At 61.8% G+C, this 22,663-nt stretch carries 19 protein-coding genes; 14 read left to right on the top strand and 5 right to left on the bottom strand.

Translation table 11 applies throughout. The features are described from left to right. Positions 1-93: 93 nt before the first annotated feature. From ACWJKU_RS08600 to ACWJKU_RS08590, 3 genes are all read right to left on the bottom strand, one after another. Positions 94-570 carry a TadE/TadG family type IV pilus assembly protein gene (locus ACWJKU_RS08600; RefSeq protein ID WP_454147708.1) on the bottom strand — a complete coding sequence of 159 codons (477 nt, stop codon included), beginning with the start codon at positions 568-570 and terminating at the stop codon, positions 94-96. 348 nt (positions 571-918) lie between these two features. Then, the gene (locus ACWJKU_RS08595) at positions 919-1,386 is read right to left on the bottom strand and encodes a prepilin peptidase (protein ID WP_454147706.1); all 468 of its coding nucleotides are present in this window, start codon (positions 1,384-1,386) and stop codon (positions 919-921) included. 269 nt (positions 1,387-1,655) lie between these two features. Beyond that, a complete protein-coding gene (locus ACWJKU_RS08590; protein WP_454147705.1) occupies positions 1,656-1,862 on the bottom strand; it encodes a Flp family type IVb pilin in 207 nt (68 codons plus the stop codon). 444 nt (positions 1,863-2,306) lie between these two features. On the opposite strand from ACWJKU_RS08590, the gene ACWJKU_RS08585 reads away from it, so the two are divergent. From ACWJKU_RS08585 to ACWJKU_RS08555, 7 genes are all read left to right on the top strand, one after another. Further along, on the top strand, positions 2,307-3,581 hold the full coding sequence (locus ACWJKU_RS08585; RefSeq protein ID WP_454147703.1) for an MFS transporter: 1,275 nt from the start codon (positions 2,307-2,309) through the stop codon (positions 3,579-3,581). Positions 3,582-3,671: 90 nt separating this feature from the next. Continuing rightward, positions 3,672-6,110, top strand: a complete 2,439-nt coding sequence (gene nirB / locus ACWJKU_RS08580) for a nitrite reductase large subunit NirB (RefSeq protein ID WP_454147701.1) — start codon at positions 3,672-3,674, stop codon at positions 6,108-6,110. Further along, the gene (gene nirD, locus ACWJKU_RS08575; protein ID WP_454147699.1) at positions 6,107-6,436 is read left to right on the top strand and encodes a nitrite reductase small subunit NirD; all 330 of its coding nucleotides are present in this window, start codon (positions 6,107-6,109) and stop codon (positions 6,434-6,436) included. The genes nirB and nirD overlap by 4 nt, the downstream gene beginning before the upstream one ends. A gap of 81 nt (positions 6,437-6,517) precedes the next feature. Beyond that, positions 6,518-9,235 (top strand): molybdopterin-dependent oxidoreductase, encoded by a 2,718-nt coding sequence (locus ACWJKU_RS08570; protein WP_454148076.1) that lies wholly within the window; start codon positions 6,518-6,520, stop codon positions 9,233-9,235. A gap of 296 nt (positions 9,236-9,531) precedes the next feature. Next, positions 9,532-10,179: an ANTAR domain-containing response regulator gene (locus ACWJKU_RS08565; RefSeq protein ID WP_454147697.1), complete on the top strand. Its 648-nt coding sequence runs from the start codon at positions 9,532-9,534 to the stop codon at positions 10,177-10,179. Positions 10,180-10,440: 261 nt separating this feature from the next. After that, positions 10,441-11,442, top strand: coding sequence for an alginate export family protein (locus ACWJKU_RS08560; protein WP_454147695.1), 1,002 nt, complete (start codon positions 10,441-10,443; stop codon positions 11,440-11,442). Next, positions 11,439-11,708 (top strand): hypothetical protein, encoded by a 270-nt coding sequence (locus ACWJKU_RS08555; RefSeq protein WP_454147693.1) that lies wholly within the window; start codon positions 11,439-11,441, stop codon positions 11,706-11,708. The genes ACWJKU_RS08560 and ACWJKU_RS08555 overlap by 4 nt, the downstream gene beginning before the upstream one ends. A gap of 219 nt (positions 11,709-11,927) precedes the next feature. On the opposite strand, the gene pntB is transcribed toward ACWJKU_RS08555, so the two are convergent. Beyond that, complete coding sequence (pntB, locus tag ACWJKU_RS08550; protein ID WP_454147691.1) at positions 11,928-13,328, bottom strand: Re/Si-specific NAD(P)(+) transhydrogenase subunit beta; 1,401 nt, start codon at positions 13,326-13,328, stop codon at positions 11,928-11,930. A 15-nt stretch (positions 13,329-13,343) separates the two neighbouring features. Continuing rightward, positions 13,344-14,906, bottom strand: a complete 1,563-nt coding sequence (locus tag ACWJKU_RS08545; protein ID WP_454147689.1) for a Re/Si-specific NAD(P)(+) transhydrogenase subunit alpha — start codon at positions 14,904-14,906, stop codon at positions 13,344-13,346. Between the two features lie 441 nt (positions 14,907-15,347). Between ACWJKU_RS08545 and ACWJKU_RS08540 the strand changes: the two genes are divergently transcribed. The 7 genes from ACWJKU_RS08540 (at position 15,348) to ACWJKU_RS08510 (ending at position 22,587) form a co-directional block, all read left to right on the top strand. Further along, complete coding sequence (locus ACWJKU_RS08540; protein ID WP_454147687.1) at positions 15,348-16,292, top strand: ABC transporter ATP-binding protein; 945 nt, start codon at positions 15,348-15,350, stop codon at positions 16,290-16,292. Further along, a complete protein-coding gene (locus tag ACWJKU_RS08535) occupies positions 16,289-17,035 on the top strand; it encodes an ABC transporter permease (protein ID WP_454147685.1) in 747 nt (248 codons plus the stop codon). Before ACWJKU_RS08540 ends, ACWJKU_RS08535 begins: the two co-directional genes overlap by 4 nt. After that, a complete protein-coding gene (locus tag ACWJKU_RS08530; RefSeq protein ID WP_454147683.1) occupies positions 17,032-18,510 on the top strand; it encodes a GldG family protein in 1,479 nt (492 codons plus the stop codon). The genes ACWJKU_RS08535 and ACWJKU_RS08530 overlap by 4 nt, the downstream gene beginning before the upstream one ends. 248 nt (positions 18,511-18,758) lie before the next feature. Continuing rightward, positions 18,759-19,694, top strand: coding sequence for a DUF4340 domain-containing protein (locus ACWJKU_RS08525; protein WP_454147681.1), 936 nt, complete (start codon positions 18,759-18,761; stop codon positions 19,692-19,694). A gap of 38 nt (positions 19,695-19,732) precedes the next feature. Then, positions 19,733-20,548, top strand: a complete 816-nt coding sequence (mutM, locus tag ACWJKU_RS08520) for a bifunctional DNA-formamidopyrimidine glycosylase/DNA-(apurinic or apyrimidinic site) lyase (protein WP_454147679.1) — start codon at positions 19,733-19,735, stop codon at positions 20,546-20,548. A 102-nt stretch (positions 20,549-20,650) separates the two neighbouring features. After that, the gene (gene gnd / locus ACWJKU_RS08515; protein ID WP_454147677.1) at positions 20,651-21,664 is read left to right on the top strand and encodes a phosphogluconate dehydrogenase (NAD(+)-dependent, decarboxylating); all 1,014 of its coding nucleotides are present in this window, start codon (positions 20,651-20,653) and stop codon (positions 21,662-21,664) included. A 32-nt stretch (positions 21,665-21,696) separates the two neighbouring features. Beyond that, positions 21,697-22,587, top strand: a complete 891-nt coding sequence (locus tag ACWJKU_RS08510) for an IS4 family transposase (RefSeq protein ID WP_454147675.1) — start codon at positions 21,697-21,699, stop codon at positions 22,585-22,587. Positions 22,588-22,663: the final 76 nt, after the last annotated feature.

Below are 22,663 nucleotides of genomic sequence, written 5' to 3'. Positions count from 1 at the left end.
AGCAAAGCCATTTTCGGTCTCACGACCGGGACGGGATAATTTCATTCGGCATTATTGAAAGCGGTTTGGAATAAAGCCGGAACGAATTGAAATCTAGAGCCGGGTGCTGGCGCTCGCGACGAGCGAATCCGGTACGTCGGGAATTTTGCCGACGATCGGAAGGTTTAAGACAGGCACCAGCGGCGCGCTGGAATAGGGATACGACAAGGTGATCGCCGCGATCTTGGCGGACGGATCGCCCGGATCGGAGCGAACCGCGGATGTGCAACCGGGTTGCGTGGACAACCAGGCGAGCGCCTCGGATACGGTCGCGCACGCCGTTTCCTCGACTTTAGTTTTATAGGCTTCGGCGTCGCCCACGAATTTCGCGGGATCGACGGCAACGGCGGCGCGCGCGCCCTCGGCGGCGGCGTGGGTAAGCGATTGCTCCAGGGTCATGATCAAGCTATAGGCGACGATGCCGTAGAACAGGACGAAAAACAGGGGAAACACCAGGGCGAATTCGAGAGCGGCCGCGCCCTTTTGCCGGCGGAAAACGTCCGATCGTCTGCGGGCCGTATGTCTGTACATCTTTCGTAAGTCACGGAAATAAACTAAAAAACCGCCATTGAATCTCCGAAACGACCGCCACGTCGCGTCAGCCGCCGCAGGCCCTCGCCCCGATCCCGGAGGGCGAGGGGTCAAACGCCCTTTTCCCGACCTTCAAAACGCCCTCTCCCTTTGAGAGAGAGGGCGGGGCTTAGAGCCTATCCCGGCAGGCCGTTCGCCCTGAGCTTGTCGAAGGGTTTCTTGAGCCTACCGGGATAGGTTCTTAGGGCTTTTCAGGTCGTTTCCGACGGCCGGATTTAGGATAAGGCGAGCTTCAGGCTGCGGAAAACCGTCCGACGGACGGGGAATTTCACATCGCGGCGCGAGCCGTCACCCGAGACCGGTGCGCGAAACGCCCGCCATGACCAGCAAAAGTCCCGCCGCGAGAAATACGCCTTGCGGAATTCGGCCCACCGCGGACCGGACATTTTCCTCGCGCCGGCGGGCGCGAACCACGCGCCAAAAGACGTAGGGCAAAGTCAGCAAGCTGCTCAGAACGAAAGTGGCGAGCAGCACTTCCGCGCCGCCGATGAAGCCGATCGCCGCCATCAGCTTGGCGTCCCCGGCCCCGAGCCAGCCCAGACCGTAAAACGGCAGCGAGACGACGATCGCGCCGAATCCGGCCAGCAGCGCCGAGGACGGCGCGGCGCCCAAAGGACTCTGGCCTTGCACCAGGATGTAGGCGATCGCGCATCCCGCGCCGCCCAAGGTGAGCCCGTTGGGAAGTCGCCGCCGGTTAAGATCGAAGACGGACAACGCAATCGCCCAGACGTAAATGGCGGCATAATGCCATTGCATCGTTTCTTCCACTATGTAGGCCAGCAGAGTAATCGACCGGCGCTCACACGATGTAGGATGGGCTGACCATCGGGAACCACTCTTCGACTGGCTCAGGACAGGTATCGCTCGCGATCGATGGGCTTCGCAGGCTCAGGCCATCCTACGCAAGCTGCTCCATCCATCAGGGCCAACCACCCAACAAACCGTATAGGTACGCATTGCGCAGCGCTCGTTAAACCCGTTCCAACCATCAGGCGTGGTACGCGCACTTGGCAAATTGGCTATCATCAGCCTCCGGTGTCTCCGGTGCCTCCGGACACCGCCTGGAGCTTCGTCGATATCGTTTGAAACACAGTATTAACGTCTCCTCCAAGAGTCTGCACGGTTGTGGCAATCGCGACCGCTATCAGCCCCGCCATCAACGCATACTCCAATGCGCTGGCCCCCTCCTCGTTCCGAAACCATCTCGCAAAAAATCGCTTTACCTTCAACATGACATGCGCTCTCCTCACATTCGGCGGACGATCCGCCTTGTTTTTACAAATTTGCCGTTCTGTGTTTTGCGTCACATTTCCGTAATAAAGTGTAGAACATTCAAGAAAAGTCTGAGATCAAGTTTCGCGGACCGGAAGCCAAGCCCTTTTGAGTAAAACCTACGCACCACGATAAATCAGAGACCTTTCTAAAGTGGTGCACGAAGGATCGGTACTTCGATCCACTTCGGCGCAGCGTTTTGAACTACTGTGCCAAATCAATACATTGCGTCGTTTAGAGCTAGTGGCATGATTTCTGCTTAATCACCAGTAATTCCCGATACACCAACGGCGGCGTATCGCGACTCGACAAAGGCGTCTTGCGGTCATTCTCCTCCGGTGACCGCCCGACGCTTTTTTTATTGGTTCGGATCAACGCGAAATCAACCGAATGGACTTTGAACGATGAACTTCAAAGAATTCAGACAAGCCGGCCATTGGCCAACCCTGTTGTCGGCATTCCTTTATTTCGATGCCTCTTTCATGGTTTGGGTCATGTTGGGCCCCCTGTCCCTGTATATCACCAAGGACCTGGGGCTGCCGGTGAACGAGAAGTTCACCATCGTGGCTATTCCCATTTTGTCCGGCGCGGTGTTCCGCGTGGTTCTCGGCTCGATGGCCGATCACCTCGGCCCCAAGCTGACCGGCATCCTGGCCCAGTTGCTGGTGATCCTCGGGCTTGCCTACGTGTTCGTGTTCGGCCTGCGCTCCAAGCTGGAAGCGGAGCTGCTGGGCCTGCTCTTGGGTATCGCCGGCGCCAGCTTCGCGGTGGCCTTGCCCCAGGCCAGCCGCTGGTATCCGCCGCGCTACCAGGGCCTGGTCATGGGCATCGCCGGGGCCGGCAACATGGGCGTGGTGCTGGATGCCATGATCGTTCCGTGGCTGGCGGAGCGCTTCGGCTGGCAGGCGGTGTTCGGCTTTCTGCTCATCCCCCTGGCGCTGGTGCTCGTCGTCTACACCGTTCTGGTCGAGGACGCTCCCGACAAGCGCGCGCCGATCACCCTGGCCAACTATGCCGCGGTCATGCGGGACCCGGACACCTGGTGGTTCATGTTCTTTTATTCCATCACCTTCGGCGGGTTCGTCGGTCTCGGCAATGCCCTGCCCCTTTACTTCACCCACTGGCATCACGTCTCCGGCATCGCCGCCGGCATGATGGCGGCGACCGTCGTGTTCGCCGGCTCCATGTCCCGGCCGGTGGGCGGGCTTCTGGCCGACCGGGTGGGCGGCATCCGCGCCTTGCAGTTCCTGTTCGTCGTGGTGTCCCTGAGTTATCTCGCCATCTCTTTTCTGCCGGAAGGCCCGGCGCCGGCCGGGACCGCGAACGCCAAAGCCGTCGGATGGAATCTGCTCGAACTGCCCGCCATCGACTGGGCGGCCGTCGCCATCTTCTTCGTCGGCGCCACGGCCCTGGGCATGGGCAACGGCTCGGTGTTCCAAATGGTGCCCCTGCGCTTCCGCAAGGAGATCGGCGTCATCACCGGGCTGGTCGGCTGCGCCGGCGGCGTGGGCGGCTTCTTTCTGGCCAAGGCCCTGGGATGGTCCTGGGAGATGCAGCGCGGCTTCGCCGCGGGCTTCAGCGTGTTCGCGGGGCTTCCCCTGCTGGGGCTGTTGGGCCTGGTCATGGTGAAGAAGCGCTGGCGCGCCACCTGGGGCGCGATGTCCGGCGCTCGGATCTGAGCCGGACTCATCGATGCGGTTCCTTACGTCCGCCGCATCCCGAAAAAATTCGATTCGATCAGCGGAATTCATCCCTGAGGGAGGCAAATCATGAGAAAACAGAAACTCATCGTGATCGGCAACGGCATGGCCGGTATCCGCACCGTCGAGGAGCTGCTGAAAATCGCTCCCGATGCCTACGACATCACCGTGTTCGGCGCCGAACCCCACTGCAACTACAACCGTATCCTGCTGTCTCCGGTGCTGGCCGGCGAAAAGACGCTGGACGACATCGTTCTCAACGACGACGCCTGGTACGAATCCAACGGCATCGCTCTGTACAAAGGACGGAAGGTCGTCGCGATCGATCGCCGCCGACGCCTGGTGCGCTCCGAGGACGGCCTGGAGGCCGGCTACGACCGGCTGCTGCTGGCGACCGGCTCCGCGCCTTTCATGCTCCCGGTGCCGGGCAAGGACTTGCCGGGCGTGGTCGGTTTTCGCGACATCCGCGACGTGGAACTGATGCTGCAAGCGTCGGAAAAATACCGGCATGCGGTCGTCATCGGCGGCGGCCTGTTGGGACTGGAAGCGGCCAATGGGCTGAAAAAACGCGGGATGAATGTCACCGTGGTGCATCTTCTCGACACGCTGATGGAAAGGCAGCTCGACAAGCCCGCCGCGGATCTCCTGAAGCGCGCCTTGACCGACAGCGGCCTCGATTTCCGGATGGAAGCGCAGACCGAAGCCATCCTCGGCCGCGACCGCGTCACCGGCGTGCGCTTCAAGGACGGCTCGGAAATCCCGGCCGATCTGGTGGTCATGGCGGTGGGCATCCGTCCCAACATCGATCTGGCCAAGAGCGCCGGCATCCATTGCGAGCGCGGAATCCTGGTCAACGACACGATGCAGACCTTCGATCCGCGCGTCTATGCCGTCGGCGAATGCGTGCAGCACCGGCGACAGCTTTTCGGCCTGGTGGCCCCGCTATTCGAGCAGGCCAGGGTGTGCGCCAATCATCTGGCCGAGTACGGGACTGCCCGCTACGAGGGTTCGATGACGTCCACCAAGCTGAAAGTGACCGGCATCGATCTTTTCTCGGCCGGCGAATTTCAGGGCGGCAACGGTTACGAAGAGCTGCTGTTCCAGGACCCCGCCCGCGGCATCTACAAGAAGCTGGTGGTCGAATCCAACCGCATCAGGGGCGCGGTGCTCTACGGCGATACCGGCGACGGCGCCTGGTATTTCCAGATGATGCGCGACGGCACGGATATCTCCGCTTTCCGGGAAAACATCCTGTTCGGGCAGGCGCATTTGGGCGATGCCGGCCACGGCGCGGACAACCGCGCGGCGCTCATGCCGGACACGGCCGAAGTCTGCGGCTGCAACGGTGTGTGCAAGAAGACCATCGTCGACGCCATCGTTCAGAAAAAGCTGTTCACCCTGGAAGACGTGCGCGTTCATACCAAGGCTTCGGCCTCCTGCGGCTCCTGCACCGGGCTGGTCGAGCAGATTCTGCAAAGCACCCTGGGCAGCGATTATTCGGTCAGCCCGGCCAAGAAACCGCTGTGCAAATGTACCGACCATACCCACGAGGAAGTACGGGAGGCGATTCGTGCGCAAAATTTGAAGACGATTCCGGCGGTGATGCACTTTCTCGAGTGGAAAACTGCCGACGGCTGCCATTCCTGCCGTCCCGCCCTCAATTATTACCTGCTCTGCCAGTGGCCCAACGAATACCGGGACGATCCGCAGTCGCGCTTCATCAACGAGCGGGCTCACGCCAACATCCAGAAGGACGGCACCTATTCCGTGGTGCCTCGCATCTGGGGCGGCGTCACCAACCCTAGCGAGCTGCGCGCGATCGCCGACGTGGCCGAGAAGTTCGAAATCCCGACGGTCAAGATCACGGGCGGCCAGCGCATCGATCTTCTGGGCGTTCCGAAAGAACGGCTTCCGGCGGTTTGGGCGGAACTCGGCAAGCACGGCCTCGTCTCCGGCCATGCCTACGGCAAGTCCCTGCGTACGGTGAAAACCTGCGTCGGCAAGGAGTGGTGCCGCTTCGGCACGCAGGATTCCACCCGAATGGGCATCGAGCTTGAAAAAATGACCTGGGGTTCGTGGACGCCGGCCAAGGTCAAGATGGCGGTATCCGGCTGCCCGCGCAACTGCGCCGAGGCCACGATCAAGGACTTCGGGGTCGTGGCGGTGGATTCCGGCTGGGAACTCCACGTCGGCGGCAACGGCGGCGTCAAGGTGCGCGCGACCGACTTCCTGTGCAAGGTCGATACGGAAGACGAGGTGAAGGAATACTGCGGCGCCTATATGCAGCTCTACCGCGAGGAAGCCCGTTATCTGGAACGCACCGCCCACTGGATCGAACGCGTCGGCCTGGCGTACGTCCAGGAGCGCATCGTCTCGGATGCGGCGAGCCGGCGAGCCTTGTACGAACGGTTCCTCGAATCGCAGAAAAACGCTCAGGTCGACCCGTGGGCGGTACTCGCCCAGGAATCCGAGCGTCGCCACTTCGAGCCTTTGAGGAGAGTGGGATGAATGCCATGACCGACTGGATCGAAATCGGCCGAATCGAGGACATTCCCCGGCAAGGCGCGCGCGTCGTCGCGACGCCGGCCGGCACTGTCGCCGTGTTCCGCACCGTGGACGACGAAATCTTCGCCGTTCGCGATCTCTGCCCGCACAAAGGCGGCCCGCTCTCCCAAGGCATCGTTTGCGGAAAGCGGGTGGCTTGTCCGCTGCACAACTGGGTGATCGATTTGGCGTCGGGAGAAGCCGCCGCGCCGGACGAGGGTCGGACGGCGTGCTTTCCGGTGAAGGTGGTGGAGGAAAGACTGTGGCTGCAACTCGTTGGATCGGAATGAGGCTGAAACGAAGATGGGCACGGCCTGTCGGCCTTTGCCCATCCTACGACTGAATGTTAGAGGAAGCGAAACTTGAATTCTGTGTTGTTCTCGAATCCGTTCTTAACGGCAGACAACGTCCCCATCGCCACCGCCTGCCCTTACTGCGGGGTCGGCTGCGGCGTGCTGGCGACGCCGCGCGGTCCTGAATCGGCCGACATCAAGGGCGATCCGGAGCATCCGTCCAATTTCGGGCGGCTGTGCTCCAAGGGCGCGTCGCTCGACGAAACGCTGTCGCTGGAAACCCGGCTGCTCTATCCCGAGATCAGAGGCCGGCGAGCAAGCTGGGACGATGCGCTCGGCACCGTCGCCGACACCTTTCGGCGGATCATCGAAACCCACGGCCCCGACGCGGTGGCGTTCTATGTCTCCGGCCAACTTCTGATTGAAGACTATTACGTTGCGAACAAGCTGATGAAGGGTTACATCGGCTCGGCGAACATCGACACCAATTCCCGCCTCTGCATGTCGTCCACGGTCGCGGCGCAGAAGCGGGCCTTCGGCGAGGACGTGGTTCCCGGCTGCTACGAAGACCTGGAACTCGCCGATCTCGTGGTTCTGACCGGTTCCAACGCGGCCTGGTGCCATCCCGTGCTGTTTCAGCGTCTGGTCGCGGCCAAGCGGCGAAATTCCCGGATGAAGATCGTCAACGTCGATCCGCGCCGAACCGCGACCGCTCAGTCCGCCGATCTGCATCTTTCGATCCGGCCGGGTACCGATGCGGTTCTGTTCAATGGGCTGCTGAATTATCTGCGCCAGCAGGACAAAATCGATTTCGCCTTCCTTGAGAATCATCTCAGTCACTATGCCGAAGCATTCGAGACCGCGCGCAAAACGGCGCCTTCCCTGCCGGTGGTCGCCAAAATCTGCGGCGTTCCCGAAGCGGACCTCTCGACCTTCTACCAATGGTTCGCCCGCACCGAAAAGGTCGTCACCGTGTGGTCGCAGGGCGTCAACCAGTCGTCCAGCGGCACCGACAAGGTCAACGGCATCATCAACGTTCATCTCGCCACCGGGCGGATCGGCAAGCCGGGCATGGGACCCTTCTCCCTGACCGGCCAGCCCAACGCCATGGGCGGACGGGAGGTCGGCGGGCTCGCCAACCAGCTCGCGGCGCACCTCGACCTCGAGAATTCGGAACACCGGAATCTGGTGCAGGCATTCTGGAATTCCCCGCGCATGCCGGATAGACCCGGGCTCAAGGCCGTCGAACTGTTTCAGGCGATCGCCGGGGAACAGGTCAAAGCGGTCTGGATCATGGCCACCAATCCGGCCGTGAGCCTGCCGGATGCGAATGCGGTGCGGGACGCCCTCCGCCGCTGCGAATTCGTGGCGGTTTCGGAATGCGAGTCGGGCACGGACTTGAGCGCCTACGCCCACGTGAGCCTGCCCGCGCTGGCCTGGGGCGAAAAGGACGGCACCGTGACCAACTCGGAGCGCCGCATTTCCCGCCAGCGGGCCTTTCTGTCTGCGCCGGGCGAAGCCAGGCCGGATTGGTGGATTATCAGCCGGGTCGCCCAGCGCATGGGCTATAACGAAGGATTCCGCTACCGATCGGCCTGGGAGATTTTCGTGGAGCATGCCCGGTTGTCCGGGTTTCGAAACGGCAGCGAACGCGCGTTCGACATTTCGGGTTTGGCAAAACTCGACCGGGCCGGCTACGACGCCTTGAAGCCGGTCCAATGGCCGGTGAACGCGCACCATCCGAACGGCGCTCCTCGACTGTTCGGCAGCGGCGGATTCTCGTTCGCCGACCGGCGCGCCAAAATGGTGCCGGTCGTTCCCAAGGCCCCGGCCGACCCGCCCGACGCGGCCTACCCTCTCGTCCTCAACACCGGGCGCATCCGCGATCAATGGCACACCATGACCCGTACCGGCAAAACCGCACGGCTGACGAAGCATCTTCCCGAGCCTTACGCCGAGCTGAATCCGGGCGATGCGGCCCGCTTCGCCGTTCGAGACGGCGCGCTGGTCCGGCTGGAAAGCCGATTCGGGCAAGCCCTGGTCCGGGCGCGCGTCACCGAAGATCAGCAACGGGGTTCGGTATTCGTGCCGATGCACTGGAGCGGCCCCTATGCCAACAAAGGCTTGATCAATGCCTTGGTCAACCCGGCGACCGATCCCATATCCGGCGAGCCCGAATCCAAGCACACGCCCATACGAATCGAGCCCTATCGGCCGGCGTGGCACGGCTTCGCGCTGTCGCGCGAACCGCTCGGCGCGATCGAGACCGAGTACCGCGTCACCGTACGCGGAGACGGTCATTGGCTTTACGAGTTGGCGGGCTCCGAGTCGCCGCCCGACTGGCCCGCCTGGGTGCGCGGACTGATCGGCTTGCATTCGCCCGCGCCCGAAACCTTGTCCGCGGCGCCGGGGCTTGGCAAGGAGGAATGGCTGGAATTCGCCGACGCGTATTCGGGCCGCTACCGTTGCGCGCTTTTGCACGGCGGACGATTGCGACTCTGCGTATTCATCGACCGAAGCTTCGAACTGCCGCCGCGCAGTTGGCTGGCCGGTCTGTTCGCCTCGGACGAACTCTCCGAGCGGGCGCGCACGAGTCTTTTGACCGGAAAACCGGCTTCGGCGGATGAGGACCAGGGGCACATCGTCTGCTCGTGTTTCGGTATCGGCGTCGACGCCTTGAAACGCGCCATTCGGGAGCAAAATCTGTCCACGCCGGAACAAATCGGTGCGGCGCTCGGGGCGGGAACCCAGTGCGGTTCCTGCGTTCCCGAACTCAGGTCTTTATTGCGAGGGTAAAGCACCGACCGGCTCATAGCACCGGCAAACGAGCGCTTTCCCCGAGAGTCGGGCATCCACGGCCAAGCCCCGCGACGTCTGGCATGGCCCGTGCTTTAACGACACTATCGCGACAAGCCGTTTCGTTACGGCTTCGTCATCGAGCGCGATCGATCCCCGAGAATTTTGGATAAGGAGGCCCCTCGATTCATGACCCCGTTTTTTCCCTCAAGGCGGCGCGCCGACGCTCGTGCCGGAACGTTTCGAGCTGCGCGATCGGCGCGGCCCTCCGTACCCATCGGCGCCAAGATCGCCCCATGAGCCTCAAAATCATGCTGGTCGAGCAGGATTCGGCCCTCCGTACCCATCGGCGCCAAGATCGCCCCATGAGCCTCAAAATCATGCTGGTCGAGCAGGATTCGGCCAGAAGCGCCATATTGGAGCAAGCGCTGCACGATGCGGGCCATCGCGTTGTCGCTCGGATCGGGCATGGCCGCGACTGGCTTCGGGAACTCGAAGAAAGCCAGCCCGACATCCTCATCATGGACCTCGACGCGCCCGGGCGCGACATTCTCGACCGCTTGCGGGATATCAGCCGCAACCGGCCCAGGCCGATCATCCTGTTCTCGAACGAGCGCGACGGGGATTACATCCGCCAGGCGGTGAAGGCCGGCGTGAGCGCCTATGTGGTGGACGGCCTCGGCCGGGAACGCGTCATGCCCATCGTCGAGGCGGCGGTGGCCCGATTCCGCGAGTTCGAAGCCCTCAAGCGCGAGTTGCAGGAAACCAAGACCCGGCTGGCCGACCGGAAAATGGTCGATAAGGCCAAGGGCATTCTGATGCAGCGGAAAGGAATCGGCGAAGACGAAGCCTACCGGTTGCTGCGCAAGACGGCGATGAGCCGCAATCTGCGCATCGCGGACGTGGCCAGGGCCCTGCTTGCCCTGGAAGGACTGGCGGATTGATGCCGAGCGCGTCCCCCTTCCTCTTTTCGAGCATCCCGCACCGTTTTATTGCGCGCCCCGGCGTTTCGACATAGCGCCGCCTGCCGGCTTTTCGAACTCGCGCCCCTTCAATCGGCTTGGCATGCTTTCTGTATGAGCGGATAAGCAAGCGGACGCCGATGGCGGCGTCCGGCTTTCGGACAAAGGCGTCTTCCCGCAGCCATCGAGGCCGCGGGCGACGCCTTTTTTATGGGTTCGATCCGAGAACGTGGGGATTCTGTCATGCGGATTACCGATCGGCTGCCGGGCCGCGGCGGTTTCGTGCGGCTTTTCATACTGGGTCTCAGCGCCGCCAGTCCGAGCTTCGCGGGAGGTCTGGAAGAAACCCTCGAAAAAGCGCTGAGCGCGGGCGGCGGCAAGATCAACATCGATCTCCGCTATCGCTTCGAATACGTGGATCAAAAAAATCTGACCGAAACCGCCGAGGCCGACACGGTCCGCACGCGGATCGGCTATCTCGCCCCGGCTTTCCGCGGCCTTCGGGCCTTCGCCGAATACGAGGGCAACCAGGACATCTTCGGCAACGACTACAACAGCACCTGGAACGACAAAACCCGCCATCCGGTGATCGCCGATCCGCAAAAGAACGAGGTCAACCAGCTCTGGATCGCTTACAGCGGCCTTCCGGCAACCGTCCTCAAAGTCGGCCGCCAGCGCATCGCCCTCGACAATCACCGCTTCATCGGCAACGTCGTCTGGCGGCAACTGGAGCAGACCTACGATGCCGTGACGATCGCCAACACCAGTCTGCCCGATACCACGATCACCGTCGGCTACATCTGGAAGGTGCAGGACTCCACCTCCCGCACCATCGGCCTGAATGCCCCGATCCTCAACATCGCCTATACCGGCTTCCCCTACGGCAAGCTCGTCGTCCACGGCGAATGGCTGGATTACGACAATCGAAACGAAAGCTTTCCGACACGGACGTTCAATACCCTCACCAATTCCACTCAGACGGTAGGCATTCGCTTTGACGGCGCGACACCCATCACTGACGAGATCAAGGCCCTTTACGCGGCCGAATACGCTCGGCAGGAGGACTACGCCGACAACCCGAAGGACTTCAAGGTCGATTACCGGTTGGCGGAAGGCGGTCTGGATCTCTGGAGCTTCGTCGTCAAAGGCGCTTTCGAGGAACTGAGCTCGGACCGCGGCCAGGGTTTTCGCACCCCGCTCGCGAGCTACACGCCTTTCAGGGCTGGGCGGACAAGTTCCTGGTGACGCCGCCCGACGGCGTCCGCGATGTGTACGGTACGGTCAAGACCAGCCTCTATGGCGTTGACCTCTGGTTCGTCTATCACGATTTCCGGGACGATACCGGCAGCGTCCGCTACGGCGAGGAATTCGACGTTCAGGTGGAAAAGAAATTCGGCAGGCACTATGCCCTGCTGTTCAAATTCGCCGACTACAACTCGTCCAACCCGAGAGCGTTTGCCGGCAACGTCGATACGCAGAAGTGGTGGCTGCAAGCCGGCGTCAGCTTCTGAAGGAAAGCTGGAAATTTAAGGCCATAGAATGCGGTGAGGACTCGAACCGCCCTTCGACTCGTCTCGGGACAGGCATCGATCGCGACAGATGCGGCTCCTGCGTCGCCACATCCTACGGTCATTTACGTTTATCCTTGCAAGTGCTTCGGCTTGCGTAGGGCGCATTAGCTTTCGCGTAATGCGCCGCATGGGAAATCCATTCTACGCAAACCGGTATTTCTATCCCTGCAAGTGCTTCAGCACCTCATCCAGCATTTTCTTGGCATCGCCGAACAGCATCCGGTTGTTCTCCTTGTAGAACAAGGGATTGTCGACGCCGGCATAGCCGGACGCCATCGAGCGCTTCATGACGATCGAGGTTTTCGCCTTCCAGACTTCCAAAACCGGCATGCCGGCGATGGGGCTGTTGGGGTCTTCCTGAGCGCCGGGGTTCACGATGTCGTTGGCGCCGATGACCATGGCGACGTCGGTTTCCGGGAAGTCCTCGTTGATTTCGTCCATTTCGAGGACGATGTCGTAGGGGACTTTCGCTTCCGCCAGAAGCACGTTCATGTGGCCCGGCATGCGGCCCGCCACCGGATGGATGGCGAAACGCACGTCGACGCCTTTTTCCCGCAGCAGTTTGGTGATCTCGTACACCGTGTGCTGGGCCTGAGCCACCGCCATGCCGTAACCCGGCACCAGGATGACGCGACTCGCGTTGCGTAGCAGTTCGGCCGTCTCCTCGGAACTGATGGGCTGCACTTCGCCTTCCGGCACGGCGCCGGCGGCCGGCGCAGCGCCGCCGCCGGTCCCGAAACCGCCGGCGATGACCGAGAGAAAATGACGGTTCATGGCGCGGCACATGATGTAGGACAGAATCGCGCCGGACGATCCCACCAGGGCGCCGGTCACGATCAGAAGGTCGTTGGACAGCATGAAGCCGGTGGCCGAAGCCGCCCATCCCGAGTAGCTGTTGAGCATCGACACCACCACCGGCATGTCGGCGCCGCCGATGGCCATGACCATGTGCACGCCGAAAGCCAGCGCGACGGCGGTCATGAGGATCAGGGGCAGCATGCCGCTGCTGATGGATTCGGCATTCAGGAACCACTTGCCCAGGACTATGGCGATGATCAGCAGTCCCAGATTCAGCCAGTGCCGGGCCGGCAGCAGTAACGGCTTGCCGTTGATCTTGCCGGAGAGCTTGCCGAACGCGATCACCGAGCCGGAAAAGGTCACCGCGCCGATCAGGATGCCGAGGTAAATCTCCATTTCGTGAATGGTTTTCTCGACGCCGGCAAAGGCGCTCGTCGGATCGACGAAGTTGGCGTAGCCCACCAGCACTGCGGCCAGACCCACCAGGCTGTGCATCAGGGCGACGAGTTCCGGCATCTCGGTCATCTTGACCTTGATCGCGGCATAAACGCCGATACTGCCGCCGATCAACATGGCGACGATGATCGGCACGTAGCTGGTCACTTTCGGCCCGAACAGGGTCGCCAGGATGGCGATGGTCATGCCGAGGATGCCGTAGAAGTTGCCGCGGCGCGCGGTTTCAGGGTTGGAAAGCCCCCCGAGGCTCAGGATGAACAGTATCGTCGAGCCGATATAGGAAACGGTAACTAATCCTTCTGACATCGTAATTCTCTCCGCTTATTTTCTGAACATGCGCAGCATGCGCTGAGTGACCCAGAAACCGCCGGCCATGTTGACCGAAGTCAGCACGATGGCGAGCCCCGCCAGGATGGCGATCAAGGTGCCGGGCGAAGAAATCTGGATCAGAGCGCCGATGGCGATGATGCTGGAAATGGCGTTGGTGACGCTCATCAGCGGAGTGTGCAAGGCGGCGGTGACGTTCCAGATCACCATGTAGCCCACGAAGCAGGCCAGCACGAACACGGTGAAGTGGGACATGAACGCCGCCGGAGCCACGGCGCCGAGACCGTAGAACAGCAGGCCCGCCACGCCCAACATGATGCCGGTTTGCGCCCAGGCGGGCAGCAGCGGTTTCTTTTCCGCCTTCTTGATTTCGACCGGCGGCGCGGGAGTGGCGCCCGCCGGCGCCGCGGAGATTTTCGGCGGTGGCGGCGGCCAGGTGATCTCGCCTTCCTTGATCACCGTGGTTCCGCGAATGACCTCGTCCTCCATGTTGACGTTGATCGTGCCGTCCTTGTTCGGGCACAGTTCTTCGATCAGCCGCAAGAGGTTGGTGGCGTACAGCGTGCTGGACTGGCGGGAGAGCCGGCTGGGCAGGTCGGTGTAGCCGATGATGGTGACGCCGTGGCGGACGACGACTTCGCCCGGAACCGTCAGTTCGCAGTTGCCGCCCTGCTCGGCCGCGAGATCCACGATGACGCTGCCGGGTTTCATGGATTCCACCATTCCGGCGGTGATCAGCGTGGGCGCGGGCTTGCCCGGAATCAACGCGGTCGTGATGACGATGTCCACGTCCATGCACTGGCGGGCAATCATTTCCCTTTGGGCCTTTTGATAGCCCTCGCTCATCACCTTGGCGTAGCCGCCGACGCCGGTGCCCTCTTCCTGATATTGGACCTCCACGAACTCCGCGCCCATCGATTTGACTTGATCCTTGACCTCCGGGCGGGTATCCGTGGCCCGAACGATGGCGCCCAAGCCGTTCGCCGCGCCGAGCGCGGCCAGCCCGGCCACGCCGCAGCCGATCACGAACACTTTTGCCGGCGGCACTTTGCCGGCGGCGGTCACCTGGCCGGTAAAAAATCGGCCGAAATGCTGGGCCGCCTCGATCACCGCCCGATAGCCGGCGATATTCGCCATCGAGCTCAAGGCATCCAGTTTTTGCGCGCGGGAAATGCGGGGCACGCTGTCCATCGCCAGCACGGTGGATTTCTTGGCGGCGAGCCGCTCCATCAGCTCGGGATTCTGGGCCGGCCAGATGAAGCTGATGAGATTGCCGCCCTCGCGCATGTACTCGACTTCGTCGACAGCCAGCTCGGGATGGACCTGGGGGCTGCGGACCTTGAGCACGATGTCCGAATCCGCCCAGAGGGATTTGGCGTCTTTGGCGATTTCACAGCCGACTTCGCGGTAGGCGTCGTCGGAAAAACTGGCGCCGTCGCCAGCGCCGCTTTCCACGGTTATCGAGAACCCCAGCTTCATGAGCTTTTCGGCCACTTCCGGCACGGTTGCGACCCGCTTCTCTCCGGCGTGTAATTCTTTGGGAACCCCAATTCGCATAAAACGTACTCCTCCAAGCGCTATCGAGCGCAAAAATTACGAGCGTTGTTTTTGTTCGAGAGAGCGAAAACAGGGTGCCGGAAGTCCCGTTCCCTATGGGATGGAAATCACTAATCTGCGTACGACAATAAGAAACTCACGATCTTTCAATTCCGACGATTGGCAAAATTTTCCGGCCCGGCCTCGCGCCTCAGCCCCCTTCTTTAAAGTAATTACCGGGAGAGGTCAACCTATTTCGCCCCGAAACTCCTGATCCGGCGGCATCGGACAGCCGCGCCCGGTTCGGCCCGAGGCCCTTCGTCTCGATGCGATCGGGACGACGAGGACCGCTCTGTGATACCGTTATCGGGTTCCGCCGATCGTAGCGGTGCGCGGCGCCTACGTGACGGTAGGCCGCGCGTATCTTGCCATTCGGAAATTTTTTTGTATCTTACGCGCGCTATGACCCAACTCATTCAAGCCGAACAACTTTATCGCTATTACGGCGATTACTGCGCCGTCAACAACGTCACTTTCACTCTGGAAAAAGGGGAAATCCTGGGATTTCTCGGCCCCAACGGCGCCGGAAAGTCGTCCACGATGCAGATGATCTGCGGCAATCTCGCGCCCACTTCCGGGCAGATCCTCATCAACGGCATCGACATACTGGACAATCCCAAGGAAGCCAAGCGGGAACTGGGCTATTTGCCCGAGATACCGCCGGTTTACCGGGAGCTGACCGTCGACGAGTACCTCGACTATTGCGGAAGACTGCACCAGATTCCCCGGGAAAAACTCCATGCCGCCATCGACAGCGCCAAGGAGCGTTGCGGCTTGACCGACGTGGGCGAGAGGCTGATCGGGAATCTGTCGAAGGGTTATCAGCAGCGGGTGGGCATCGCCCAGGCGATCCTGCATTCCCCTTCGGTGATCATCCTAGACGAGCCGACCGTGGGACTGGACCCGATTCAGATCCGAGAAATTCGTGAGCTGATCCGCGAACTCGGCAAGGAGCACGGCATCATTCTCTCGACCCACATCCTGCCCGAGGTCCAGGAATCCTGTACCCGCGTGCAGATCATCCACAAGGGCAAGCTGGTGCTGAACGACAGCATCGAAGGACTGGAGCAGCAGATGCGCGCCTCCAGCCTGATGCTGGAAACCCGCCAGGGGGCGGATCTCATGAAGCTCTATGCCATCGACGGCGTTCAAAAGATCGACGATCTCGGCGAACGTCGCTATCGAATCTTCCACGACAAGGACAAGAACCCGGCCGAACGGGTTTCCGAAACGGCGGTGTCGCTGGGCTGGGGACTTCTGGAACTGACCCCCGAACGGCGCACCATGGAGGAAATCTTCATCGATATCACGCAACACACTCCCGTTATGGAGGAGCAAGCCGCATGATGGCCTTCGTCATCGCGGGGCGAGAGCTCCGCACGCTGTTTCTTTCGCCCTTGGCCTGGTCGATCCTGGGCGTCGTCCAGATCATCCTGGGCTATATGTTTCTCGCGCAGCTCGATTATTACGTCATGCTGCAAGCCCGCATCGCCGGTCTGGAGGACGCGCCCGGAATCACCGATCTCATCGCCGTCCCGCTGTTCGGCAATGCCGGCGTGATCCTCCTGCTGGTGACGCCGCTCCTGACCATGCGGCTGATCAGCGAGGAACGCCGCAACCGCACCCTGAGCCTTTTGTTCACGGCGCCGGTATCGATGACCGAGATCATTCTCGGGAAATATCTCGGCGTATTCGGCTTTCTGCTCGTCATGGTCGCGATGATCGTGCTGATGCCGCTGTCGTTGCTGGCCGGCGGCGGACTGGACATCGGCAAGCTGGCGGCGTGCGTCATCGCCCTCGCGCTGCTGCTGGCCGGATTCGCCGCGGTAGGACTCTATATCTCGGCTCTGGCCAGCCAGCCCACGGTCGCCGCCGTCAGCACGTTCGGAGCCTTGCTGCTCTTGTGGATCATCGACTGGACCGGCAACTCGGCGGGCGGCGTGCTCGAATACCTGTCGCTCCTGCGCCATTACGAGAGCTTGCTGAAAGGTCTGGTGTCGACGACCGATCTGGTTTACTTCCTGCTCTTTACGCTCACCTTTCTCGTGCTGAGCGTTCATCGTCTGGATAACGACCGCCTGCAAAAATGAAGATCAATCGTAAGACGCACCTCGAACTACGCCTGCAAAACCTTCTGTTTACCCTGCTGTTCCTGGCCGCCGTCGGCCTCGCGGCCTGGCTGAGCACGCGCTACACCGCCCAGTTCGACTGGACCGCGGGAGGTCGCCACACGCTCTCCGAAGCGAGCCGCAAGGTCCTGGACCTGATGAAAGATCCGGTCACGATCACCGCCTATGCACGGGAGAACGCCCAGCTGCGAAGCCAAATCCGCGATCAGGTCGGGCGCTACAGCCGTTACAAGAAAGATCTGACCTTGGATTTCGTCAACCCGGACACCCAGCCCGATAAAGTCCGGGAGCTGGGCATCACTATGGACGGCGAAATGATGGTGGATTACCAGGGACGTACCGAAAAAATCCAGAACGCCGAGGAAAACACGCTGACCAACGCCTTGCAGCGTCTGGCCGTGGCCAAGGAACGGCACATCGTCTTCCTCGAAGGCCACGGGGAGCGATCGCCGCAAGGCCAGGGCAACCACGACCTGGGACAGTTCGACGAAGAACTGGAACGGAAAGGCATCGGCGTGTCGATGGTCAATCTGGCGGTGACGCCCGACATTCCCCACAACACCAATGTCCTGGTCATCGCGGGACCGCGCGCCAACTTCCTTCCGGGAGAAGTCACGCTGATCCAGAACTATGTGAACGACGGCGGAAACCTCTTGTGGCTGGGCGATCCCGGCGATCTGCACGGCCTGGCGCCCCTGGCGCAGCAGCTCGGAATCAAGTTCCTACCCGGCACCGTGGTGGATGCGTCCACCCAGTTGTTCGGCATCGACGATCCTACGTTCGCCCTCGTCGCCGAATATCCGGCGCACCCGATCACCTACAATTTTCAGACCATGACGCTGTTCCCGGCCGCGGCGGCGCTGGACAAGGACGCTGACGGGAATTTCGAGCGAGAGCCCCTGCTCAAGACGCTGGCCCGCTCCTGGACCGAAATCGGGTCGATCGAAGGTAAAATTCAATTCGATGCCGACAAAGGCGAGCGCCAGGGCCCGCTCACGATCGGTTACGTGCTGACCCGACCGATCAAACCCGCGGCGGAGAAACCGACAGCGCCGGAAGGCAAGCCCGAGGAGCAGCCGAAAGCCCCATCGAAAACCGAACGACCCGCAAAACCGGAAGTCGAACAGAAAACCGAAGCGGCCAAGGAAACCGATCAAAAACCTTCCGAACAGCGAGTCGTCGTGATCGGCGACGGCGATTTCCTGTCCAATGCCTTTCTCGGCAACGGCGGCAATCTGGATCTCGGGCTCAACATCATCCACTGGCTGAGCCAAAACGAGGCTTTCATCAATATTCCGGCCAAGACGTCGCCGGACCGGAAGCTGGAACTGTCGCCCGTCGCTTCCGGCGCGATCGCCATCGGTTTCCTGGTCGCCCTGCCCGCGGGGCTGATCGGCACGGGAGCTGCCATCTGGTTTAGACGCCGGAGACGTTAATGTTTCAATCCGCGCCCGGCCTCATCCGCCGGGCGACAACCCGCCGGCCATGGAGTCCGGCGGATCGACCCTCCCCGTGAACGGGAGGCTGCCGGAAGGATGACGACGCGCCGCATCGTCGTCCGGATTCGGCGATTGCGGACTCCCTCCCTGGCGTCCGTCCCTTCGGGACCCGCCTGCCGGCGGTCCAAGTTCGCTCCTTTCGAACTTGTCCCTCTGAAGAGGGAGCTGATCAACAAGGTATTCTGATGAAATCGAGACTGATCCTGAACCTAGCGCTTCTGATCGTGATAGCCGTCCTTGCCGCCGTCGCGTTTTGGGAACCCGGCAAGACCAAGCCCGAGACCAAGCCGCTTGCATCCGTCGATGAAAACGCGCTGACCGCCATCACCTTGCAGAACAAGGAGACGATCACGTTCGAGAAGCAGAATGGCCATTGGCGCCTGACCGCGCCGTTCGCCGCCCCGGCCAACGACGTCCGGGTCCGGCAACTGATCGATATCGCCAAGGCCGACAGCGAAGCGGAATATCCGGTAAAACCGGAGGATCTCCCCAAATTCGAGCTCGACAAGCCCAAGGCGACCCTGACCTTGGGCGCCGCGACGCTGCGCTTCGGCGGTTCCGATCCCATCAGCATGCGGCGTTACGTGCAGATCGGCGACACCTTGCATCTAGTCAGCGACGATTTCTTCCACCACCTCACCGCATCGGCCACCGACTACGTGGACAAGAAAATTCTGCCGGAGGACGCGAAAATCAAGGAGATTTTCATACCCGGCCTGAAGGCCGCCCTGGGCGAGGACGGCAAATGGACGCTGGAGCCGCCAGCCGAGCCCGATCAGAGCATTTCGGACCTCCTCAATGCCTGGAATACGGCGCGGGCCATCGACGTGAAGCGGGCCGCGCAGCCTGCTCAAGGCGACGTGATCCGGGTTGCGCTGGCCGAAGGCAGTCCGATCGAGTTCTTCATCGTGCAGCGGGAGCCGGATCTCCTTCTGTTCCGGCCCGACCTGGGACTTGAGTACGAAATAACCGGGAACGCCGCAAAACAGATGCTCAGCCTGCAAAAGCCGGAGATCAAGCCCGAGGAGCCGAAACCGCCGCAAGACGAGGACGACGAAGATTCTCCGTCGGACGCGGAGGAGCCGGAAGATCCGGACGAAACCGGCGAAGGAGCCGACTGATACCTTTTCACATTCGACCGGACGGCCGATAAAAATCGATGCCCGAATTACCGGAGGTCGAAACCACGCGGCGCGGCATCCTGCCTCATCTGATCGGGCAAACCGTCGAGGCGACGATCGTTCGCGAGCCCCGGCTGCGCTGGCCGGTTCCGGCCGATCTGCCCGAGCGGCTCGACCGCCAGGCCATCCGATCGATCGAGCGCCGGGGCAAATACATTCTGATCGGCACGGACCGCGGAACGCTGATCGTCCATCTGGGCATGTCCGGAAGCCTGCGTATCCTCGATCCGAAAAGCCCGCCCGGAAAGCACGACCATCTCGACCTGGTTCTCGCTAACGGAACCTGCCTCCGCTTCCACGATCCGCGCCGTTTCGGCTGTGTCATCTGGACCCGGGACGACCCGTCGCTTCATCCGCTCTTGGCCGGACTCGGGCCGGAACCTTTGAGCGAGCAGTTCGACGCCCGCTATCTTCACGGCAAAGCCCGGGACCGGAGCACGACCGTCAAAGCCTTCATCATGGACAGCCGCATCGTGGTGGGCGTGGGCAACATCTACGCCAACGAAGCCCTGTTCCGGGCCGGCATCGATCCGCGCCGCCGGGCCGGCCGGATCGCCCTCGCCCGCTACGAAAAACTGGTCCTATCGATACGCGCGGTTCTCGCCGAAGCCATCGAACAAGGCGGAACGACGCTCCGCGATTTCGTCAACGAAAACGGAAATCCGGGATATTTCCAGCAAACCCTCCAAATCTACGGACGGACCGGCGCGGCCTGCCGCCGATGCGGCGCCCCCATTCGGATGCAACGGCTCGGACAACGCTCAACTTATTGGTGTCCGAACTGTCAACATTGAAATACGGCGCTGCGAAGCGAAATCCGAACGCTCGTCCTGCCGAACCCGGAAAGACCGCGCAGCGCGATGGCCGATATTTTTCGAACGGAAAGGAGGCAGCCCATGCAAATCGGTATGGTCGGTCTGGGACGAATGGGGGCCAACATGGTTCGCCGGCTGATGCGCGGAGGTCAATCCTGCGTGGTCTGGGACAGATCGCAAAAACCCGTGAAGACGCTGGCCGCCGAGGGCGCCGCAGCCGCCGAAAGCCTGCGCGATCTGGCGGATAAACTGCCCGGGCCGCGCATCGTCTGGCTGATGATTCCGGCGGGCTTCGTCGACGATCTGATCGACACGCTCTCGCCCTTTCTCGAAAGCGGAGACATTCTCGTCGACGGCGGCAATTCTCATTACCGAGACAGTATGGATAGGGCGCGGCGGCTGAAAGAGCATGGCATCCATTATCTGGATGTAGGCGTCAGCGGCGGCGTATGGGGGCTGGAGCGGGGTTACTGTCTGATGATCGGGGGCGACGAGGACGCCGTTCGCAAGCTGGACCCGATTTTCCGCGCCTTGGCGCCGCCTCACAAAGCCGCTCCGCGTACTGCGCTGCGGGAAAATGCCGAAATCACCAGCGCCGAGCGCGGGTACTTGCATTGCGGCCCCAACGGAGCCGGCCACTTCGTCAAAATGGTTCACAACGGCATCGAATACGGTCTCATGGCGGCTTTGGCCGAAGGCTTCAACATCCTCAAGAACGCCGGCGTCGGCTTCGAACATCAATCCCACGATGCGGAAACGGCGCCCTTGCGCAATCCCGAGTATTACCGCTTCGATTTCGATCTGCCCGAAATAGCCGAGCTATGGCGGAGAGGCAGCGTGATTCGGTCCTGGATGCTCGATCTGGCGGCGCCGGTGTTGCTGCAATCGCCCGATTTGGAGCAGTTTTCCGGGCGCGTGTCCGATTCCGGCGAAGGCCGGTGGACGGCGCACGCCGCCATCGACGCAGGCGTGCCGGTCCCGGTATTGAGCGCCGCCCTGTTTCAGCGGTTCTCTTCGCGCGGGCACGACACGTTTGCCGACAAATTCCTGTCCGCCTTGCGCTGGCAATTCGGAGGACATCGGGAAAAATCGTGAACGGCGTGCGGGTCGAGCCGCCGGGCCTTACGATGAACCTAAATCCGGCCGTTGGGTCCACTGTTGACGGACTTGCACGCGACCGAGCGGGGAATCGGAATCTGTTTTACGACCCGTATGCGCTGCCGTGGGTGGCCGTCGACGGGAGCTTGTTGCCGGCGCTGCCCCGGATGGCTTGGGCACTGTGGCAGGACGACCGGCACCGGACAGCCAGGTTGCATGTGGCTTTTGCGGTGTTCAAGGCCAACCCCATCGCCGTCCGCGTGACCGCCGATACCGGCTCGGAGCGGGCCGAGTTGCGACGCTTCGTCCAAGCCGGCGGGTTTTATGTGTTCGACCGCGGCTATACCGACTATCGCTTGTTCCAGGATCTGCACGACCCAGCGTGTAGTTTTGTCGGCCGGGTCCAGAAGAACGTCGCTTATGAGGTGAGCCGGGAGCGCCCGCTCACGGACGCGGATTGGGCGGCAGGCGTCATCCGCGATGTGGAACTGCACCGCCTGGGCACGCCGCATCACACGCGGTGTTTGCCGCAGCCGTTCCGGCTGGTCTGGGTCAGCGCCGGCCACCGCCGAGTCGACGGCACGGTCGAGCCCTTCATTCTGGTGACCAATCGCCTGGACTTGGCGGCGGAGTCGATTGCGATCGCCTATCGCGGCCGCTGGACCGTGGAATTGTTCTTCCGCTGTCTGAAGTGCGTGCTGGGCTACCGGCATCTGCCGAGCCAGACCGCCAATGGCGTCACCTTCCAAGTCTATAGCGCCATCATCGCCGGTTTGCTGCTCAGCCTCTGGATTGGCCACGCCCCGACCAAGGCCGCCTATGAAATGGTATGCCGCTACCTGAGCGGTTGGGCGACCGAGGAGGAACTCATCCCCTATCTGGGACGAATGCGCCACAAAGCCACCTTAGGCAAGAAATGAGCCGAACATTATTGCTCCCAGAGGGGGCTCTTGTAGCTTTACTTTCTTGACTATGTAGTATGTCCTTTAGTCCAGG

This window comes from Methylocaldum sp. MU1018 (assembly GCF_053646775.1).
This window is presented reverse-complemented; position numbering and strand designations above follow the sequence as displayed.

What these genes read in the sequence shown, in the direction of transcription:
- pntB (WP_454147691.1), bottom strand. Translation starts at nt 13,328, where the DNA reads ATGTCAGAAGGATTAGTTACCGTTTCCTATATCGGCTCGACGATACTG.
- ACWJKU_RS08540 (WP_454147687.1), top strand. Translation starts at nt 15,348, where the DNA reads ATGACCCAACTCATTCAAGCCGAACAACTTTATCGCTATTACGGCGAT.
- ACWJKU_RS08560 (WP_454147695.1), top strand. Translation starts at nt 10,441, where the DNA reads ATGCGGATTACCGATCGGCTGCCGGGCCGCGGCGGTTTCGTGCGGCTT.
- gnd (WP_454147677.1), top strand. Translation starts at nt 20,651, where the DNA reads ATGCAAATCGGTATGGTCGGTCTGGGACGAATGGGGGCCAACATGGTT.
- ACWJKU_RS08565 (WP_454147697.1), top strand. Translation starts at nt 9,532, where the DNA reads ATGAGCCTCAAAATCATGCTGGTCGAGCAGGATTCGGCCCTCCGTACC.
- nirD (WP_454147699.1), top strand. Translation starts at nt 6,107, where the DNA reads ATGAATGCCATGACCGACTGGATCGAAATCGGCCGAATCGAGGACATT.
- ACWJKU_RS08525 (WP_454147681.1), top strand. Translation starts at nt 18,759, where the DNA reads ATGAAATCGAGACTGATCCTGAACCTAGCGCTTCTGATCGTGATAGCC.
- mutM (WP_454147679.1), top strand. Translation starts at nt 19,733, where the DNA reads ATGCCCGAATTACCGGAGGTCGAAACCACGCGGCGCGGCATCCTGCCT.
- nirB (WP_454147701.1), top strand. Translation starts at nt 3,672, where the DNA reads ATGAGAAAACAGAAACTCATCGTGATCGGCAACGGCATGGCCGGTATC.
- ACWJKU_RS08595 (WP_454147706.1), bottom strand. Translation starts at nt 1,386, where the DNA reads ATGCAATGGCATTATGCCGCCATTTACGTCTGGGCGATTGCGTTGTCC.
- ACWJKU_RS08535 (WP_454147685.1), top strand. Translation starts at nt 16,289, where the DNA reads ATGATGGCCTTCGTCATCGCGGGGCGAGAGCTCCGCACGCTGTTTCTT.
- ACWJKU_RS08600 (WP_454147708.1), bottom strand. Translation starts at nt 570, where the DNA reads ATGTACAGACATACGGCCCGCAGACGATCGGACGTTTTCCGCCGGCAA.
- ACWJKU_RS08510 (WP_454147675.1), top strand. Translation starts at nt 21,697, where the DNA reads ATGAACCTAAATCCGGCCGTTGGGTCCACTGTTGACGGACTTGCACGC.
- ACWJKU_RS08590 (WP_454147705.1), bottom strand. Translation starts at nt 1,862, where the DNA reads ATGTTGAAGGTAAAGCGATTTTTTGCGAGATGGTTTCGGAACGAGGAG.
- ACWJKU_RS08530 (WP_454147683.1), top strand. Translation starts at nt 17,032, where the DNA reads ATGAAGATCAATCGTAAGACGCACCTCGAACTACGCCTGCAAAACCTT.
- ACWJKU_RS08545 (WP_454147689.1), bottom strand. Translation starts at nt 14,906, where the DNA reads ATGCGAATTGGGGTTCCCAAAGAATTACACGCCGGAGAGAAGCGGGTC.
- ACWJKU_RS08585 (WP_454147703.1), top strand. Translation starts at nt 2,307, where the DNA reads ATGAACTTCAAAGAATTCAGACAAGCCGGCCATTGGCCAACCCTGTTG.